The following is an 18,846-nucleotide window of genomic DNA, read 5'->3' as shown; positions in this document are numbered from 1 at the left end:
TCGGCGGCGCGGTCTTTCCCCGCGCCGCCCTTTTTCACGAGGGTTTCCATGATCCGCTTGTCCCTGCGCCTGCTGGCGCCAATGATGCTGACGGCCATAGCCATGCCATCGCCCGCCGCCAATCCGACCGACATTCCCGCCGATCCCGTCATTCAGATGCGCGAACATTGGCTGGATGCCGACATCAATGCCTTCAACTTCCGCCATTCGGCCGATATGTTCGAAACCCGCGCCGTGCCGCATGGCGACGCCGTCCGCGCCTTGCCCGATGGCCGGACGATCACCCCGCCCCCTTTCCAGCTGAACGGCGTCACCCGCAGCTATGACGACTGGGCGCGCCGCACCTATACCAATGCGATCATCGTTCTGCGCGATGGCAAGGTCGTGTTCGAAGACTATCGCAACCGATCGCATCCGTCGGATCGCTTCATCTCCTTCTCCATGGCCAAATCGATCACATCGCTGCTGATCGGTATCGCTCTGGACCGGGGTAAGATCGCTTCGCTCGACGATCCGGCCGGCAAATATGTCCCCGAATTGCGCAAGGGCGCCTACGGCGACGTGACGATCCGTCAGTTGCTCCAGATGCGATCCGGCGTCGACTATGACGAACGCTATGATTTCGGCGAGAAGCCCAGTGTCGCCGCGCTGATCCACCGCCACGCCATCATCCTCAATGAAGAACGCTTCGCCGATCGCGCCACGACCATCGCCCGCGCCGCAAAGCCCGGCAGCCGCTTCAACTATGCGACGCTGGACACCGCCGTACTGGGCTGGGTGCTGGAACGGGCAACCGGCCAGTCGCTCGCCGCCTTCTCCGCCGCGAACCTGTGGCAACCCGCCGGCATGGAGGGCGACGCCTTCTGGATCGCCGACGGGCCGGAGGGCAAGGGGCGCGAATTGTCCGGCATGGGCTTCAACGCCACCTTGCGCGACTATGCGCGGCTGGGTCAGCTGATGCTGGACGATGGCCTGCGCGACGGCAAGCCCGTGCTACCGCGCGGCTGGATGAAACAGGCGACCAGCATGATCCCCTTTGCCCAGCCCACGCCCTTTGGCGGGCGCGGTTACGGCTTCCAATTCTGGCAACTGGACGATCAGCCGGGCGCCTATACCGCGCTCGGCCTCGCGGGACAGTTCATCTACGTCCATCCGCAAAGCCGCACGGTGATCGTGAAGCTGAGCCATTACCCCCTGCCCGAACCGCCCCATGTGATGGAAGAGACGCTGGCCTATTTCCATCAACTGACCGCGCCCTGATCAACCCCGGCCTTCCTGCCGCAGCGTATCGGCGAATTGTCCGGCCCGTGCCTGCAGCTGCGCGGAACGGTCGCGCAATTCGCCCGCTGCGGTGGTGACCGCGCGGGCCGTGCGCTCGGACGATCCGATCACCCATTCCAGCTGGCGGATCGCCGCATCGGTATCGGTCATGCGCGCCTTGGTGCCCATCACCGCATCGCGAATTTCGCCTGCGACCAGCGATTGATGGTCCAGCGCGGCGCGCGACGATCCGGTGACGCGCGCAATCTCCCCCACCAGATCGCGCACCGCATGGACGCCCGACGTCGCGGTCTGCGCCGTGTCCTGCATCATGCGCAGCACGGCGGTGATCGATGCGGTCGACTGGCTGGTCAGCTCCGCCATCTGGCGCACTTCATTGGCGACGATGGCGAAACCCTTGCCGCTTTCTCCCGCCCGCGCCGCCTCGATCCGGGCGTTGAGCGCCAGCGTATTGGTGCGCGCGGCAATCCCGGCCACGGACGACACCACCGCTTCGACGGCGACCGTGTTGGCGCTCAGGTCCGCCAGCCGCGCGACCAGATCGTCGATCGTCCGTTCCGCCCGCCGGGTCGAGGCGACCGCCGCACTGACATTGCCGTCCAGGCTGACGGTCGCCTCACTCAGCGCTTGGTTGCCGTCGACCACGATGTCGATCGATTCGGTCGAATGATATGCGGAACTGGCGACGATCGCGGCCGCGTCGCGCCCGGCTTCGGCGCCGCGTTCCAACTCCCCCGATTGCCTATTCAGCGCCGTCGCGATTTCCAGCATCGGCCGCAGCACGCTATCGAAATCCTGCTCGAACAGCGCCAACGTCGCCAGCGATCGCGTCCGCCCCTCTTCCTTGCGCCGCTCGCGCTCTTCATCGCGCTCCTCGGAAACACGCACCACCGCCTGCTCCTGCTCGCGCAGTCGTGCCATCAGCGCCTGCGCCTCCCGCTCCGCCTGCATCGACAGGTCGGTCGCGCGGCGGCTTTGCTCCGCCTGCATCTGCGCCTCCGCCTGCCTGTCCAGCAACAGCTGGTTCAATCGTCGGGCCAGCAGATATTGGGCCAGCCCCACAAGCGCCGTCACGACCACCAGGCCCAGCGCCAGCAACCAGCCATGTTGCAGCATCGCCGTGCCGGGACGGCGCGGGGTCCAGCTGATATAGCCTGTCACCGCCGGTTCGGCGAACAGGTCCAGTTGCGGCCCGTCCACGCCATCGATTCCCGTTTCCCAGCGCAAATGATCGATCGCCATCGACTGGCCGATATCGTCCAGCAGGCGGCCGGCAACCGGCTGCAACCAGATCAGATAGCGTTTGGGATCGCGATCGTCCCTTATCCTGCCGTCGGTCGGACGGATCCGCGCCACGCCCAGAAAATAGGGCTGTCTTTCGTACAGGATATGGCTGATGATCGGCGTATCGGTCCGGTCCGCCGCCCGATAGAGGTCCGGCAGGTCGGCGCCGCGCAATGCCTGCAACGACGGCTTTTCACCCTTGTCCCAATAGCTGTAGAAAACATGGTTGGCGGCATCGCTGACATAGATGCCCCGCATCGGCATGGTGAAGGATTTCCACACACCCGGCCCGACATTATCGTTGGTCCACACCGGATCGACGGTCCGCACCATATGCGCATAAAGCTCGTCCCACAGCGCATAGCCTTTCAGCCAGCTGCGGAAATTCTTCGCCTTCGCGTCGATCGCCGCCTCGACCGCCTTGCTCGTATAGGCGATCTCGCTGCGATCCTCTTCCCGCGCCTGATGGATCCCGAACAGCAGCAGCGATCCGATCAGCAACAAGGCCGCCAGCGCGTAGCTGCTCAGGATCTTCGCCGGAAAGGAGAGATACGCCAGCGGCCGACCCGGATAGGAAGTCTTGAAATGCAACGGGCCAAACTCTCCAATGTTTGGCCATGCTGTAGCGCAAGATCGTAAATAAGCCTTTAGTGCTCGCACCCGAACAAGATGAAGCGTGCGGGGTTTTTTCTTAGCCGCGCCCGACAAAGGGCATGTTGGTCGCCATCAGCGTCATGAACTGCACATTGGCCTCGGGCGGCAACCCGTCCATATAGGCGACCGCTTCCCCCACTTGGCCCACGTCCATCACCGGTTCGGGCATGCGTTCGCCATTGGCCTGCGGCACGCCGAAGGACATGCGATCGCCCATGGCGCTGCTGGCATTGCCGATATCGATCTGGCTGCACGCGATGCCATAGGGTCGCCCGTCCAGCGCGGTCGATTTGGTGAGGCCGGTCACACCATGTTTGCTGGCGGTATAGGCGATCGAATCCGGGCGCGGGCTATGCGCGGAAATGGAGCCATTATTGATGATGCGCCCGCCCTGCGGGCTTTGCGCCTTCATCGCGCGGAACGCCGCCTGAAGACACAGGAACGCCCCGGTCAAATTGGTGTCGATCACCCGGCGCCAGTCGCTTTCTTCCAGCCTGTCGATCGGCACGTCGACCACATTGACGCCCGCATTGTTGAACAGCAGGTCGACCCGGCCGAACGCCGCGACCGTGGCGTCGAACAGCGCCGTGACGCTCGCCGCATCCGTGACGTCGGTGGGCATGGTCAGATGTCCCGTGCCCTCCAGCAACGCCAGCGTCTCCGCCAGCCCCTCCGCGCGCCGTCCGGCCAGCGCCAGTCGATAGCCGCGCCGGTCGAGCGCGATCGCCACCGCCCGGCCGATCCCGCTGCCCGCGCCGGTGATGACGGCGACGCGCCCGGTCATTTCAGGGCGCTCGGCAGCGGCGCACCGGCCAACAGCGCATCCACATTGGCCAGCACCAGATCGGCCATCGCCTTGCGCGTTTCGACCGTGCCGCTGGCGATATGGGGCGCAAGCACCGTGCGCTCGCTGGCGATCAGGCCAACGGGCACGACCGGCTCGTCCGCCACCACGTCCAGCGCCGCACCGGCGATCGTACCGCGATCCAGCGCCGCCACCAGCGCATCCTCATCCACCACGCTGCCCCGCGCGACATTGACCAGATAGCCCTCCGGCCCCAGCGCCTCCAGCACCGACGCATCGATCAGGCCGCGCGTCTCCTCCGTCGCGGCGCAGGCCAGCAGCAGTACGTCGCTGTCCCGCGCCAGCACATGCAGGTCAGGCTCGAACCGATAGGGCGCATCCTTGGGCATGCGGCCATGATAGGCGATCGGCCCGAACGCCGCCAGCCGGTCCGCCGTCGCCCGGCCGATATGGCCCAGCCCGACGATGCCGAAGCGCCGCCCCGTCACCTTGCGCTTCAGCGGAAAGCCTTCCTCCAGCCAGCGCCCGTCGCGCACGAAGCGGTCGGCAGCGGCAAGCCCGCGCAGCAATCCGATGGTCAGGCCGACTGCCAGGTCGGCGACATCGTCGGTCAGCACGCCGGGCGTCGTACTGACGGCGACGCCCCGACCCTGCGCATAAGGGACATCGACCTTGTCGAAACCCACGCCGTTGATGGCGATCAGCCCCAGCGACGGCAGCGCGTCGATCAGATCGTTGGTGCAGCCCAGATGCCCGCCGGTGACGACGACATTGGCACTATCGGCCTGTGTCGCCAGCCACGCGCGCTGCGCCGCTTCGTCCAGTTCGAACCAGCGCACCACCGGGCCACGTTCGGCCAGTTGCGCCTCCAGATACTCCGACAGCGGGCAAAGCTGCAACGCGACCTGTTTTCCCATGATCCCGTTTCCCCTTTAGATGACGGACAAGATGCCGCCATCGACATAGATGGTCTGGCCGTTGACGAAATTGGATGCGGACGACGCGAGGAACACGGCCGCGCCGTGCAGTTCCTCCAACTTGCCCCAGCGGCCGGCCGGCGTGCGCTGACACAGCCAGGCGTCGAACACCGGATCTTCCACCAAAGCCTTGTTCAGCGGCGTGTCGAAATAGCCCGGCCCGATCGCGTTGACCTGAAGCCCGTGCCGCGCCCAGTCGGCGCACATGCCCTTGGTCAGATTCTTCACCGCGCCCTTGCTGGCGGTATAGGGGGCGATGCCGGGGCGGGCCAGTTCGCACTGGACGCTGCCGATATTGATGATCTTGCCATGGCCGCGCGCGATCATGTGCGGCGCCATCGCCTTGCTGACATAATAGACGCTGTCCAAATTGGTCGCCATCAACGCGCGCCAGTCATCGTCGTCAAACGTGTCGAGCGGCGCGCGGCGCTGGATGCCGGCATTATTGACCAGGATGTCGATCGCCCCGACATCTGCCTCGATTTGCGCAATGCCGGCGTTGACCGACGGCTGATCAGTGACGTCGAACAGGCTGGTCGCGACCGCGATGCTCTGCGCCGCCAGTTGTGCCGCCGCTTCATCCAGCGCCGCCTGGCTGCGACCGTTCAGCACCACGCGGGCACCGGCCTGCCCCAGCGCCGTGGCGATCGAAAAGCCGATACCGCGCGCCGCGCCGGTGACGAGCGCCGTGCGCCCTTCGAGAGAGAAAAGGGTCATGTGGGAAACCTCCATACTTGCCCTAAGCGTATAAAGTGACCGGTCACATTGCAATCGGCAATTTTCATTTTCTCTTGGCTCATAACATCATTGCGGCACGATGTGACAAATGATATCGGTCCCATCAAAGGAGAGACTCATGCTGGCTGCGATATGTCATGGGAAGAAGGATTTGCGGGTGGAATCCCGTGTCGAGCCGGCGCTGGCCGCCGATGAGGTCCGGGTCGGCGTCGCCTATGGCGGCATTTGCGGGTCGGACATGCACTATTATCATCGCGGCGCCGTGGGCGATTTTGCGGTGCGCGAGCCGATGGCGCTGGGCCATGAGATTTCCGGCGTCGTGCTGGAGGTCGGATCGGCCGTCACCCATGTCGCACCGGGCATGAAGGCGGCGCTGGACCCCAGCCGCCCCTGCCTCACCTGCGACTATTGCCGCGCCGGCCGCATGAACCTCTGCACCGACATGGTCTTCCTGGGCAGCGCCGGCCGCTTCCCCCATGTGCAGGGCGGCTTTGCACAGACGCTGATCCTGCGCGGGGATCAGATCATCCCGGTTCCGGCCGATGCCGACCTGCTCGCCCTGTCGGTCGCCGAACCGCTGTCGATCGGCCTCCACGCCGTCAACCGCGCCGGCCCGCTGATGGGCAAGCGCGTCATCGTCACAGGCTCCGGCCCGATCGGCCTGCTGACTGCGCGCTGCGCGATCCATGCCGGCGCGATCGAGGTGGTCTGCACCGATGTCGAGGATGCCGCGCTTGCGGTCGCGCGCGACCGCATGGGCGCCACCCGCACCATCAACGTCGCGACCGATCCCGACGCGCTGGCCACCTATGCCAGCCCCGCCGGTCATTTCGACGTCGCGTTCGAAGCATCAGGCGCGCCATCCGCCCTGCTCTCGCTCTTCCCCATCGTTCGGCGCGGCGGCCGCATCGTGCAGGTCGGCATGCTGCCCCCCGGCACCGCCCCCATCCCGGTCAACCCGCTGCAATCGCGCGAGATCGAGTTCGTCGGCGCCTTCCGCGCCAATGGCGAGTTTCGCCTGGCCGTAGACCTGATCGTCAGCGGCGCGATCGACGTGTCGCCGATCCTGTCGGGCACCTTCCCGCTCGAACGATCGGTCGATGCCTTCGAACAGGCGGGCGACCGCTCGCGCTTCGTCAAACTGCACATCGCCATCAACGAGGATATCCTGTGATCACACGCACCGCCATTTTCGAAGGTACGATCAAGCCGGGTTTCGAGGATCGCTTCCGCGAGGAAGTCCGCACCCGCCTCGCCCCGCTCTGGGGCCAATTCCCCCATGGCAGCAACGTCCGCCTCTTCTTCGTGGATCAAGTCGATGAAGGCGCGCCGCCGATCGCGATGATGCAGCAGGTCGATTATCCGTCGCTCGCCGCACTGGACGAAGCACTCGCCTCCCCCATCCGTACCCAGGCCCGCGCCCTGACGCTGGAATTGCTGGAGATGTTCGAGGGGCGTTTCTACCACGTCATCAGCGGCGGCAACGCAGTGGCCGCCACCGCCTGACGCTGATATGCGACACGGATAGCAGCCATCAGGAAAGCCCCGCCCATGAGCCGTCCCCCCCGCGAAACCGCAGTCGCCGCCGAGCCGAAACCCGGCCGGCGCGCGTCGCAACGCCCGACCATCCGCGACGTATCGCGGCTGGCCGGCGTGTCGCGCATGACGGTATCGCGGGTGCTGAGCGATCCCGAACTGGTCCTGCCGACCACGCGGGACAAGGTGCTGAAGGCCGTCGCTGATCTCGGCTACGTTCCCGACAAGACGGCGGGCAGCCTTTCCAGCCGCCGCACCGGCTTTATCGCATTGATGCTGCCGACGTTGACCAACGCCAATTTCGCGGCGGTCGCCCATGGCCTGACGGAGGCGCTGCGGGAGGCCAATTATCATCTGCTGATCGCCTATACCGACTATGACATGGCGGAGGAGGAACGGCAGCTTTTGAACCTGCTCGCCCGCCGGCCCGAAGCGATCGTGCTGACCGGCGCGATGCACCGGCGCAATGCGTCGCGCATGCTGATGGCGGCCGACGTGCCGGTGGTGGAGATTGCCGACCTGCCCAGCCAGCCGATCGAACATGCGATCGGCTTTTCCAACTATCAGGTCGGCCGCACCGCCGCCCGCTATCTGCTCGATCGCGGCTTCACCCGCATCGGCGCACTGGCCGCCTCGCCAGACGGCGAAGTCACCGACCATCGCGGCGAAGAACGTATGCGCGGGTTCGAGGATGAACTGCGCCTCGCCCGCCTGCCCACCGACGCCGTGTTGCGCCATGGCAGCGCGCCCGTCAGCTTCCACCATGGCGCCACCGCCTTTCGCGCGCTGGTGGAGGCACAGCCGGATATCGAGGCGATCTTCGCCGTGTCCGACCTGTCCGCCGTCGGCGCGGTGATGGAGGCGCAGCGCATGAATATCCGCATTCCCCAAGACATCTCCATCATGGGGTTCGGCGACTTCGAAATCGGGCGGGAAATCAATCCGGCCCTCACCACCATCCATGTCGACTTCCGCGCGCTGGGGCTTCGCACCGGCAAGATGCTGGTCGACATGCTCGCCAGCGATGCCACCCCGGCCCCGTCCGTCGTCGACGTGGGCCTGCGCATCGTGGAGCGGGCCTCCATCAAGGACAGATAATATGCAGCTTGCGGTCATCGGCGTGGGTGTCATGGGGTCGGCGATCGCCGGCCGCCTGCTGGATAGCGGGGCCACCCTACACCTCTATGACCGCAATGCCGCGCAGATGGCGCCTTTGATCGCGCGCGGCGCGATCGCCTCTGGCAGTGCGCGCGAAGCAACCGCCAACGCCGACCATGTCATCATCAGCCTGAACAGCGCGGCCATCGTGGAGCAGGCCGTCTTCGGCCCCGATGGCGTGGCGCAGGCGGCGGATGCCGGCAAACTTCTGATCGACATGTCCAGCATCGACGCGGGCCGCACGGCGATCATGGCGCAGCGGCTGCGCGAAGGCAGCGGCATGGGCTGGGTCGATGCGCCTTTGTCGGGTGGGGCGCCCGCCGCCGCGCAGGGCAAGCTGACCTTGATGGTCGGCGGCACGGCGGAGGATTTCGCCCGCGCCCGCCCCGTGCTGGATCATCTTTCCATCAACATCACCCTGTTCGGCCCGCCCGGCGCGGGCCAGACGGTGAAGCTAATCAACCAGATATTGTGCGCCAATGCTTTCATGGCCGTCGCCGAAGCGGTCCGCTTTGCCGAAGCCCATGGCGTGGACGCCACGCTGATCCCCGCCGCCCTTGCCGGCGGCCGTGCCGACAGCCGCATCCTTCAGGAATATATGGGGAAAATGGCCCGGCGCGATTACACGCCGACCGGCCGCATCGACAATATGCTGAAAGATCTGGAAACGGTGCAGGCTTCCGCGCTGGCCACCCGCACGCCGCTGCCCGTCACCTCGCTGATCGCCGACCTGCACCGCATGGCCGTTGCCGGTGGCCTCGGCCCGGCGGACAGCGCCGCCTATATGCGCCTGTTCGACATGGACGGGGAGCAGCCGGCATGACCCGCGCCGTCGTGGTGATGGGCGTAGCGGGCTGCGGCAAGTCCACCCTAGGTCGCGCCCTCGCCCAACATCTGGGCTGGTCCTTCGTGGAGGGCGACCTGTGCCACCCGCCCGAAAATGTCGCCCGCATGACCGCCGGCGTGCCCCTGGACGACGATGCGCGCCAGCCCTTCCTGCACAATGTCGCGACCGCACTGATCGCCTCACGGCAAGGCGCCGTCGCCTCCTGCTCCGCGCTCAAGCGCGACTATCGCGACCTGATCCGCCGGCAGGTGGGCGATGTGCTGTTCGCCCTGCCCCATCTGTCCCGCGCCGATCTGGAACGGCGCATGTCCCAGCGCCCCGGCCATTTCATGCCGACCTCCCTGCTCGATAGCCAGCTTGCCACGCTGGAACCGCCCGACACGGACGAGCGGGCACTCGTCATCGACGGCAATCTGCCCGTTGCCGAACAGGTCCGCCAGATCGAGGCCGCGCTGCACCCATCATAAAGAGGCTGACGTCGCCAGCCCGCAAAACGAGAGGATGACCATGGCCCTGATGCCCCAGCCGGACATCGCCGCCCCTGACGCCACCGACCAGCGCCCATGGCCGAACCCGCGCCGGGCCTGGACCGTGGCGCTGCTGCTATCGCTCGCCTCGATCGCGTCGCAGTTCGACCGGGTCGTCCTCAACCTGACCGTCGAACCGGTGAAGGCGGAATTCGGCCTGGACGACACCAGCTTCGCGCTGTTGCAGGGGGTGGCCTTCGGCATCTTCTACACGCTGGGCGCGGTGCCGCTCGGCCGCCTTGCCGACCGCTATGAGCGGCGCATCGTATTGGGCATCAGCCTCTTTTTCTTCAGCATCGCCTCCATGGCATCGGGCCTGTCCCGCAATTTCTCGCAACTCTTCCTCTCGCGCGTCGCGGTCGGCTGCGGCGAAGCCAGCGTCACGCCCAGCGGCCTGTCGCTGCTGAGCGACCTGTTCCCGCCCGAAAAACTAGGCCGCGCCGTCAGCGTCTTTTTCCTGAGCGCGCCCTTCGGGATCGGCCTGGCCTTCATGGCCGGGGGCAAGCTGCTCCAGTCGCTCACCGAACGCTGGCACGGCACCGGCCTGCCCTTTGGCCTGGAACCCTGGCAGGCGGCCTTCCTGATCGTCGGCGCCCCCGGCCTGCTGCTCGCGCCGCTGCTGCTCTTCATGAAGGAACCGGAACGGCGCGGCCCCGGTGGCACGACCCCGCTCACCATAGCCGAAGTGCTGGGCGTCATCCGCGCCCGCCGACGCGCACTCACCCTGATGTTCGCCGGCTTCTCGATGGTGACGGTGGTGAATTTCGCCTATAATGTCTGGACGCCCGCCCTGTTCGCCCGCGTCTATGGCTGGACCCCGGCGCAGGTCGGCATCGGCTTCGGCCTCATCATGATGATCTGCGGCACGGGCGGCACCTATTTCGCCGGCTGGCTGAGCGACCGGCTGACCCGCGCCGGCCATGTCGACGCCCATCTGCGCGTCGCCGCCTTCGGCTTCCTCGCCTGCGGCATCTTCGGCACGCTCGCCCCGCTGATGCCCAACGCCTGGGTCGCGCTGGCACTGATCGCGCCAGCGATGTTCCTCAGCTGCATGCCCGTCCCCTGCGCCGGCACCGCGCTGCAACTCATCCTCCCCAACCGCGCGCGGGGCCAAGTGACGGCGCTCTACATCATGGTGATCTCGCTGGTCGGCATCGGCATCGGCCCGGTGGTGATCGGTTTCATGACCGACCATCTCTTCACCGCCCCCACCGACATCCGCTATTCCCTCGCCATCGTCGTCGGCTGCGCCGCCCCGATCATGTGCGGCCTGCTGCTGCTCGCGTTAAAGCCGTACAGGGCACTAAGGCTGGCGAGGTTGGAGAGCTGACGTCACACGCCCCTACCTATTCATCGTCACCCCGGACCCTTCGACAAGCCAAGGACAGGCTTGATCCGGGGTCCAGCTTTTCTTCACTCACAGCGCCCGGACAGAAGCGGGATGCCGGGTCAAGCCCGGCGTGACGAAAGGCTGGGACTGCAAGCGACCAAAATCGGACGCTCCTTTTACCCTCTCCCGCTTTCGCGGGAGAGGCAACGGAGACTTGGCAGCTTGCTGCCTTAGTCGCAGTCGGTGAGGGTCTTTCTTCTTCCTGAACACGGACCTCCTGCCAGAAAGCAGAAAGACCCTCACCCAACCCTCTCCCGTGAAAAACGGGAGAGGGCTAAAAAGCCGAACCGTCCGCGCTCCACCCAAATCCTGTCCTACACCCACCCCATCTGCTATCCTAAAATCCGCTCTTTCAACCGTCCGCAATCACACCCGCCACGACATAAAATATCCAACATTCATTCCAAAATGTCGCAAACGGCAGGAGATGTGCGAAGTTAAGCGCCGACTTTCCTACAGTACGCACAAAAAAAGCCCGGTCGCGTGCAGTCGACCGGGCTTCCAGGGGAGAGGATTTACGCCTTAAAGGCGATCGTCGATCGAGGAGCGGACGAAGCCTTCAGGGAAGCTTTCGACCTGATTGCCGACGATCGTATATTCCTTGGCCCGGCCCGAGAAACGGCCCTCCAGCTCCATATAGCTTTGCGGATCGAACAAAGGCGTGGCGCTCATGCCCATGATGCCGGTCGCGTCGACCTTCTCGCAGGTATAGTCGCAGCCCTGCTGAGCGAAGTTGCGGATGCCATGTTCCAGCATCCCGTCCATCGCGGCTTTGAGCGTATAGTGCATCGTCATCATGTTGAAGCCGAGCGGATGGATCTGGTCCACCGTCACCGCGGGCTTGCCGTTGATGTTGCGCACGTCGGGGAACATCTTCCACCCCGGCACCCGCGCCGACACATATTGCGCATGCTCCAGCGTACCGATCTTGACCACGGTGGTCATCTTCGCGCCCAGTTCATGCGCCAGCCGCATCCGCTCGCAGCCTTCGTCCATCTGCGTTTCCGGGTCGGCATTGGTGCGCGCGATCAGGAAGCAATTGGTGCCTTCCAGCGCCGCGAGCGCCGCGCGCACCTTTTCCAGATAGCGTTCGCGCGGCAGCAGGCCGGTGGATTCCTCCATATCGTCGGCATCCTCCAGCTGAAGCGCGGTCGCGCCCGCCATCGCCATGCGCCGCGCGCTGCGATACACGGCCAGCGGCCCGCCAAAGCCATCCTCGATATCGGCGGCCAGCGGAATGGGCGATGTCTGGCTGATGCGGCTGGTGATCCATTCCACATCGGTCAGGTTGCTGAAGCCATAGTCGATCACGCCGTTCATCGCGATCGACACTTCGCCGCCCGACAGCATCATCGCTTCGAAGCCGACCATCTCCACCGCCCGCGCCGATGCACAGTCGTAGACGCAGGGAGCGACGATGCACTTGTCGCTGGTTTCGAGCAGTTGTTGCAGAGACTTTTTCGCCATGGGCTTGCCAATTTCCTTTGTTGAATGGGGTGGTATCTGTCTGGACCGGCCCTCGTCCGGGGTGGGAAGAGGACCGGTACCGCGAAGTTCGAACAACTACATGCGGATGCGGGCGCCGACCTTGAAGTAGCGGCCGATCGGATCGAAATAGACCTGGTTGGTGGCCCCCTGCGCGCTGGCGGCGAGCGGCGGGTCTTTATCCAGCAAATTGTTGACCACGCCGAACAGCTCGAACTGGTCGTTCACCTTCACCGTCGCGCCAAGGTCGAGATAGAAGCGGCCGGCGACGCGGTTATTGTTCACGCTGTTGGGCAGGCCGGCCGAATAACCGTCATCCTGCGGCCCCAGCAACGTCGTGTCGAACACGCCCTTGGGGATATATTTGCCGTGCAGGTTCAGCGCGACGCTGCCCAGATCCCACAGCACCGTGCCGTCCACGATCCAGTCGGGCACGCCTGTCGTGGTGCCGGGGCGATAGCCGGTCTGGCCGGTGCGATCGATGCCGCCGATTTCCAGCTTCAGATAATGGGTGGCGAGCAGGCGGAAGTCGAGGCTGCCGAGCGTGCCGACATCGGTGCGATAGCTGGCCTCGATATCGATGCCGCGATTGCGCACCTGGCTGACATTCTGGAGCACGTCGCTGACGCTAGTGAGCGCGCCCGCTCCATCGCGCTGCACGAAGTTGCACAGCGACGTCTGCCCCGCCGCGCAGCGATCGACCACCACCTGCGCGCCCAGGGTCGAAATCGCGCCCTTCAAGTCGATGTCGTAATAATCGACCGAGAAGCGGAAATTGCGCAGGAAGCCCTTGGGCGCTAGCACCACGCCAGCCGTCCAGGTATCGGCCTTTTCCGCTGACAATTGCTGGTTGGCGCCGGAGAAGCTGTTCACCTGAATCTGCGCGCCATTGTTGAGCGGATCGACGATCGTGGTGCGGCCCAGCGTTACCGGACCGAACAACTCCGTCAGGTTAGGCGCCCGAATGTCACGCGACCGGGTGACGCGGAAACGCACTTCTTCTATCGGGGCATAGACGCCGCCCAGCTTCCAGGTGGTGGCATTGACCGTCGTGGTGTCCAGTCCGGGGCTGGAGCGGCGATAATGGGTGCGGCGGACCGCGCCGTTCAACTCCAGCGTCTGGGCGAATGCGACGTCCTTCAGGATCGGCGCCAGCGCCTCGACATAGGCTTCGGCGACGCGGATGCTGCCATTTACCGCCTTCCCATTGAACGACCAGAAGGCGTTGGCGGTGGATAGCGCATCGGCCGTGCCGACCGCCTTGTCGCTGCGATATTCGCCGCCCGCCGCGATCGAGAAATCGCCGCCCGGCAGCGCGAAGACCGCGCCGTTGATATTGGCGGCAATCACATGCTCGGTCGTGTCGGTGGTCTGATAGCCCGAAGGCGCGATATAAGCGGCGGCCGCCGGCGAGATATTGCCGGCGCCGAACAGGTTGATCGGCACGCAATTGGGGTCGTTATTGGCGGAGTTGGCATCGGCATTGATGCCGCACACCACCTGCCCGTTTACATTGACCGCGTTGGCCGCGTTGGTGACGCGCGATCCTACGACGTTGCCCGTATAATCCTGTCGGAATTCGTTTCGACCATATTGATAATAGGCGTCCCAGCGCCAGTTATCGCTGATCCTGCCCTCCAGCGAGAGCACCGCGCGATAGGTCTGGTTATCGCTATGATTGACCGACCCGCCCAGGTCCATCAGCGCGCGGCCAAGGCTGAACGAACTGATGCCGTTCGCGTCCATGATCGCCGCGACACCTGATGGCAGATAGGCATTGTTACGCTGGATCGTCTGCGTCGTGCGCGCGACCGATCCGATCACCATGCCCTGCGACCGGGCATAGGACAGGTCGAGATTGGCCTTCAGCGCGTCGGAAAATTCGTAGGACGCCTGGCTGTAGGTGACGAAACGCTTGACCGGCGGGATCAGCAGGATGCCGTCCAGAAATCCGTTGCGTACGGACTCTTCGCCCCCCTGTGTGAACAGCGGCGATGGATTGGTGCCGTAGATGGTGCCGAAATTATAGGCATGGGTCGTGCCGTTCGGATTGAACGCCAGTCCACGCAGCGGCCCTGTATTGGCGACGATCAGGCCGCCCGACGAGATGTTCCCGGTGCCGGCCGGGCCACCGCGAATGCTGGCGGGCAGGCCGCCCGCGCCCGCCGGCGTATTGCCGATCAACTGTTCGCGCGGGCACCAGCTGCGGGTGTAGCAATCGCCCATCCCGTCCGACTTGTCATATTCGCCCGCGATCATGAAATGACCCTTGTCGTCGGCGAACTTCGTGCCCCAGGCCAACTGGGCATTTTGCTGCCCATAATCGCCCCGGCCGGATAGGCCCGCCTGGATCGAGCCTTTGAGGCCAGTCAGGTCGCGGTCGAGGATGAAGTTGACGACGCCCGCCACCGCGTCCGACCCATAGGCCGCCGACGCGCCGCCGGTCACGACTTCGGTGCGCGACACCAGCGAGCTGGGGATCAGGTTGACGTCGATCGTGCCCTGTGTCGTGGAAGGCACGAACCGCTTGCCGTCCAGCAGCACCAGCGTCCGGGTGGCCCCCAGACCGCGCAGGTCGAGCACGCGGGCACCGATATTGCCGCCCGCCGCCTGCTGCGTCGCCGGCGTCACCAGCGGACGGAAGGACGGCAATTCGTTCAGGGCATCGCCGACATTGGTGATGGCGCGCTGGGCCAGCCGTTCCTCTCCAACCACGGTGACGGGCGTGGGCGCATTGAAACCGGACCGGGCGATGCGCGAGCCGGTCACGACGATATCGGCGGCGGCCACGTCATCCACTTCGGCCTGTTGTGGCTGGGGCGCTGCCTGCTGCGCCATCGCCGGCACGACCAGCGCGCACAGTGCCGCCCCGCCGCCCATCAATCCATATTTGAAGCGATTCACCATCATACGATGCATCAACTCATCCTCCCAACACTGCCGGATCTACCATCCGCTTGCTCGTGATATCGGTCACATTAAACAAGATGACGGGACAAGGCAATCCCCTTGCAGGCATGAAATATTAAGGGCTCTTATCCGCCCCACGTTGCGCACATCCTTTATTTTTGGCTTTTTCCCGTTCTATTTCCGGAAAATATGTCAAAAAAATCTGCAGCCGCGAATCGCCGACTTGGCCGACTTGCCGCAATTTGATATCGGTCCCATAGATAATACACTCAGGCAAAAGGAAGAGGACCATATGGATATTCGCGCCGCTATCGTCGAAGCATTGGACCGGCCCATGGTCATTCGCCCCCTCACCATCGACGCGCCCCGCGCCGGCGAACTGCTGATCCGCCTGGTCGCCACCGGCGTCTGCCATACCGATGCGACCATGTGGCAACAGGGCGTCCCCGTCCCCCAACCGGTGGTGCTGGGCCATGAAGGTGCCGGGATCGTCGAACAGGTGGGCGAAGGCGTGACCGACATTTGTCCGGGCGATCCCGTCGTCATGAGCTATAATAGCTGTGGCACCTGTCCAACTTGCTGTTCGGACCATAGCAGCTATTGCCACGACTTCTTCCCGCGCAATTTCTTCGGCACCCGCCCGGACGGCAGCAGCGCGCTGAAGGCGCCGGATGGCAGCCCGGTCTTCGCCAACATCTTCGGTCAATCCTCTTTCGCGACCCATGCCATCTGCCATGTCCGCAATGCGGTGGTGGTGCCGCGCGACCTGGACCTGCGCATCGCCGGGCCGCTGGGTTGCGGCATATTGACTGGCGCCGGCGCGGTGATGAACGCGCTAAAGGTCCAGCCGGGACAGAGCGTCGTCATACTGGGCGCCGGATCGGTCGGCCTGTCGGCGATCATGGCGGCCAGGGTCGTCGGTGCGGCGTCGATCATCGCCATAGACCTGAACCCGGACCGCCTCGCTCTGGCGGCCGAACTGGGCGCGACGCTGACCATCAACGGGCAAAGTGAGAATCCGGTCGCGCGCGTACTGGACATGCTGCCCGCCGGCGTGGACTTCGCCATCGACTGCACCGGTCTGCCGGCCGTCATCCAGCAAGGCATCGCCATGCTGGGCGTGCGCGGCACCTGCGGCATCGTCGGCGCAGCCGCGCCTGGCACGATGGTCCAGGCCGATGTGTCGCACATCATGAGCGGGGGCCGCACGATCCGTGGCATCGTGGAGGGAGACGCCGATCCCAAAAGCTTCATCCCGCATCTGGTGGCGCTGCATCGGGCCGGGCAATTCCCCTTCGACCGGCTAATCCGCTTCTATCCGTTCGACGCGATCAACGATGCTTTTCACGATGCGGAAAGCGGCGCCGCGATCAAGCCGGTATTGCTGTTCGACTGACATATCGGGCGCCCTGTCGGTCGAGTCATTCGGCTGGTCGCGCAGGCCATGCGGCTGGACGTTTCCGATACGAAAATCGGATGACCATTAGACCATGGTCGAACTTCGCTCCGCGACGGACCGGACGGTAAGAGTTCATTAGCCGCAAAATCATCCATGGGTTCCAGTGCCTCACAGCAAGGACCGAAACCCATGGCCCGTACACTGATTACCGCTTTAATCGCCGCTGCGGCCGTCGGCACGCCGGCAGTCGCTGCTCAGGGACCGTTACAGGTCGCCTCCAAGATTTTCGTCGAACAACGTGCCCTCGACAAGGCGGGCGCCGTCAGCACTTCATTGGCCCCGGCCACGCGCGCGGTGCCGGGCGACCATGTCGTCTTTGTGCTGGCCTATCGCAACACGGGCGCCCAGCCCTTGTCCGACATCGTCCTCGACAATCCCGTCCCCGGCGCGATCACCTATCGCGCGCCCGGCGCCGGATCGGCCGCGCCGCTCCTGTCGGTGGACGGCAAGACCTACGGCCCGCTCGCCCAGCTGCGCGTGCCGACGGCCGGCGGCAACAGCCGTGCGGCCACATCCAATGACGTCCGCCATATTCGCTGGCGCATCGCGACCGTCCCTGCCGGAGGACAGGGTCAGCTCGCCTTCAAGGCTGTCCTCAAGTGATCGCTCCCCCGGGCGTTCGCGCGCATGCCCCTCAAGCAACAGGAACTCACACAATGATGTCTCGCTCACTGCGGCTGATGCTGCTGGGCGGCGCCGCCATGGTTGCGACCGGCACGGCGCATGCCCAATCCGGATCGACGGCCACCGCCGCCGGCACGGAAGTCTCGAATACCGCCACCGTCACCTATACCGTCAACGGCGCTTCGCAGACCACCACATCCAACACCGCCAAGTTCGTGGTCGACCGCAAGGTCGATTTCACCGTCATCACCGACCAGACCGGCGCCACGCAGGTCAATCTGAGCCAGCAGGCGGCGGTCACCAAGTTCAAGGTGACCAACCATACCAACGGCATCCAGGATTTCTGGCTCGATCCCGACCAGACGACCCTGTCCGTGGGAATCCTGACCGGCACCGACGATTTCGACATTTCGTCGATGAAGGTCTTCGTCGATAGCAATAATAACGGCGTCTATGACGCGGATGTCGATACCCAGACCTATATCGACGAACTGGCGCCCGAAGCATCGGTCGCGGTGTTCATCGTGGGCAACATCCCCTCGACCGTGGGCATTCATGAAGCACAGGTATCGCTGCATGTCATTGCGGCGGCCGGCGGCGCATCGGGCACGAAGGGCGCGATCCTGATCCCGACCGACCTCAGCCTCGGCAATGCCGACAATGTCGTCGATATCGTGTTCGCGGACGACGACAGCGACGGCCTGCTCAATCTGGGCGACGTCGCGCGCAATGGTCAGGGTCGCGCTTATGCGTCCTATGTCATCGGCACCCAGAATGTGGCGTTGAACGTGACAAAGTCCGCACTCGTCCTGTCGGACGGGGTCAACCTCGTCAATCCCAAGGCGTTGCCGGGCGCGACGGTGCAATATTGCCTGCTCGTGCATAACGGAACCGCTTTGACCGGTGCGAACGGCGTCGTTCTGACCGATATCGTGCCGACGAACACGACCTATGTGCCGGGTTCGATCAGCGTCGGGCTGCCGGGGGGTACCTGCGTCCTTCTTGGGACGACCGAGGATGACGATGCCGACGATGCAGCCGAAATCGACGGCTATACCGCCAACTATAATACGGGAACGAAAACCGTGACCGCCAATGTCGGCACCGTCGCGGGGCTTGCTTCAGTGGCCGTCGCCTTCAAAGTGACGATCAACTAACCCCCTCCACAGCA

General features: G+C 64.7%; 16 protein-coding genes. 10 read left to right on the top strand and 6 right to left on the bottom strand.

The window, feature by feature from the left end:
- Nucleotides 1-48: 48 nt before the first annotated feature.
- On the top strand, nucleotides 49-1,260 hold the full coding sequence (locus tag F4U95_RS07815; protein WP_150425227.1) for a serine hydrolase domain-containing protein: 1,212 nt from the start codon (nucleotides 49-51) through the stop codon (nucleotides 1,258-1,260).
- On the opposite strand, the gene F4U95_RS07810 is transcribed toward F4U95_RS07815, so the two are convergent.
- From F4U95_RS07810 to F4U95_RS07795, 4 genes are all read right to left on the bottom strand, one after another.
- Nucleotides 1,261-3,156, bottom strand: coding sequence for a methyl-accepting chemotaxis protein (locus tag F4U95_RS07810; protein WP_161600382.1), 1,896 nt, complete (start codon nucleotides 3,154-3,156; stop codon nucleotides 1,261-1,263). It lies immediately after the preceding gene.
- A 100-nt stretch (nucleotides 3,157-3,256) separates the two neighbouring features.
- Nucleotides 3,257-4,003, bottom strand: coding sequence for an SDR family oxidoreductase (locus F4U95_RS07805; RefSeq protein WP_150425225.1), 747 nt, complete (start codon nucleotides 4,001-4,003; stop codon nucleotides 3,257-3,259).
- Nucleotides 4,000-4,941 carry a 2-hydroxyacid dehydrogenase gene (locus tag F4U95_RS07800; protein WP_150425224.1) on the bottom strand — a complete coding sequence of 314 codons (942 nt, stop codon included), beginning with the start codon at nucleotides 4,939-4,941 and terminating at the stop codon, nucleotides 4,000-4,002. Before F4U95_RS07800 ends, F4U95_RS07805 begins: the two co-directional genes overlap by 4 nt.
- 15 nt (nucleotides 4,942-4,956) lie before the next feature.
- Nucleotides 4,957-5,718 carry an SDR family oxidoreductase gene (locus tag F4U95_RS07795; protein WP_150425223.1) on the bottom strand — a complete coding sequence of 254 codons (762 nt, stop codon included), beginning with the start codon at nucleotides 5,716-5,718 and terminating at the stop codon, nucleotides 4,957-4,959.
- A 139-nt stretch (nucleotides 5,719-5,857) separates the two neighbouring features.
- On the opposite strand from F4U95_RS07795, the gene F4U95_RS07790 reads away from it, so the two are divergent.
- From F4U95_RS07790 to F4U95_RS07765, 6 genes are read left to right on the top strand one after another with little or no spacing between them, the layout of a single operon-like run.
- Nucleotides 5,858-6,913 (top strand): L-idonate 5-dehydrogenase, encoded by a 1,056-nt coding sequence (locus tag F4U95_RS07790; protein ID WP_150425222.1) that lies wholly within the window; start codon nucleotides 5,858-5,860, stop codon nucleotides 6,911-6,913.
- Complete coding sequence (locus tag F4U95_RS07785; RefSeq protein WP_120251676.1) at nucleotides 6,910-7,245, top strand: hypothetical protein; 336 nt, start codon at nucleotides 6,910-6,912, stop codon at nucleotides 7,243-7,245. The genes F4U95_RS07790 and F4U95_RS07785 overlap by 4 nt, the downstream gene beginning before the upstream one ends.
- A 45-nt stretch (nucleotides 7,246-7,290) precedes the next feature.
- Complete coding sequence (locus F4U95_RS07780) at nucleotides 7,291-8,373, top strand: LacI family DNA-binding transcriptional regulator (protein ID WP_211363956.1); 1,083 nt, start codon at nucleotides 7,291-7,293, stop codon at nucleotides 8,371-8,373.
- 1 nt (nucleotide 8,374) lies between these two features.
- Nucleotides 8,375-9,256, top strand: coding sequence for an NAD(P)-dependent oxidoreductase (locus tag F4U95_RS07775; RefSeq protein ID WP_150425221.1), 882 nt, complete (start codon nucleotides 8,375-8,377; stop codon nucleotides 9,254-9,256).
- Nucleotides 9,253-9,747 (top strand): gluconokinase, encoded by a 495-nt coding sequence (locus tag F4U95_RS07770; protein ID WP_246171525.1) that lies wholly within the window; start codon nucleotides 9,253-9,255, stop codon nucleotides 9,745-9,747. The genes F4U95_RS07775 and F4U95_RS07770 overlap by 4 nt, the downstream gene beginning before the upstream one ends.
- 40 nt (nucleotides 9,748-9,787) lie before the next feature.
- Nucleotides 9,788-11,137, top strand: coding sequence for an MFS transporter (locus tag F4U95_RS07765; protein ID WP_161600381.1), 1,350 nt, complete (start codon nucleotides 9,788-9,790; stop codon nucleotides 11,135-11,137).
- Nucleotides 11,138-11,719: 582 nt separating this feature from the next.
- On the opposite strand, the gene F4U95_RS07760 is transcribed toward F4U95_RS07765, so the two are convergent.
- Nucleotides 11,720-12,664 carry an isocitrate lyase/PEP mutase family protein gene (locus tag F4U95_RS07760; protein ID WP_120251673.1) on the bottom strand — a complete coding sequence of 315 codons (945 nt, stop codon included), beginning with the start codon at nucleotides 12,662-12,664 and terminating at the stop codon, nucleotides 11,720-11,722.
- A 96-nt stretch (nucleotides 12,665-12,760) separates the two neighbouring features.
- Entirely contained in the window at nucleotides 12,761-15,601 is a 2,841-nt protein-coding gene (locus F4U95_RS07755) for a TonB-dependent receptor domain-containing protein (RefSeq protein WP_150425219.1), read from the bottom strand.
- A 283-nt stretch (nucleotides 15,602-15,884) separates the two neighbouring features.
- Here F4U95_RS07755 and F4U95_RS07750 point away from each other — a divergent pair, with 283 nt between their 5' ends.
- The 3 genes from F4U95_RS07750 (at nucleotide 15,885) to F4U95_RS07740 (ending at nucleotide 18,832) form a co-directional block, all read left to right on the top strand.
- On the top strand, nucleotides 15,885-16,988 hold the full coding sequence (locus F4U95_RS07750) for an NAD(P)-dependent alcohol dehydrogenase (protein ID WP_150425218.1): 1,104 nt from the start codon (nucleotides 15,885-15,887) through the stop codon (nucleotides 16,986-16,988).
- 192 nt (nucleotides 16,989-17,180) lie between these two features.
- Complete coding sequence (locus tag F4U95_RS07745) at nucleotides 17,181-17,654, top strand: DUF11 domain-containing protein (protein ID WP_120251671.1); 474 nt, start codon at nucleotides 17,181-17,183, stop codon at nucleotides 17,652-17,654.
- A gap of 53 nt (nucleotides 17,655-17,707) precedes the next feature.
- Nucleotides 17,708-18,832, top strand: a complete 1,125-nt coding sequence (locus F4U95_RS07740) for a hypothetical protein (RefSeq protein ID WP_232015781.1) — start codon at nucleotides 17,708-17,710, stop codon at nucleotides 18,830-18,832.
- The last annotated feature ends 14 nt before the right edge of the window (nucleotides 18,833-18,846 follow it).

It is taken from the genome of Sphingobium limneticum, from assembly GCF_008710165.1.
GTDB classification, from domain to species: Bacteria; Pseudomonadota; Alphaproteobacteria; order Sphingomonadales; family Sphingomonadaceae; genus Sphingobium; species Sphingobium limneticum.
The sequence above is the reverse complement of the archived record's forward strand: the minus strand, read 5'-3'. Positions and strand labels throughout refer to the sequence as shown.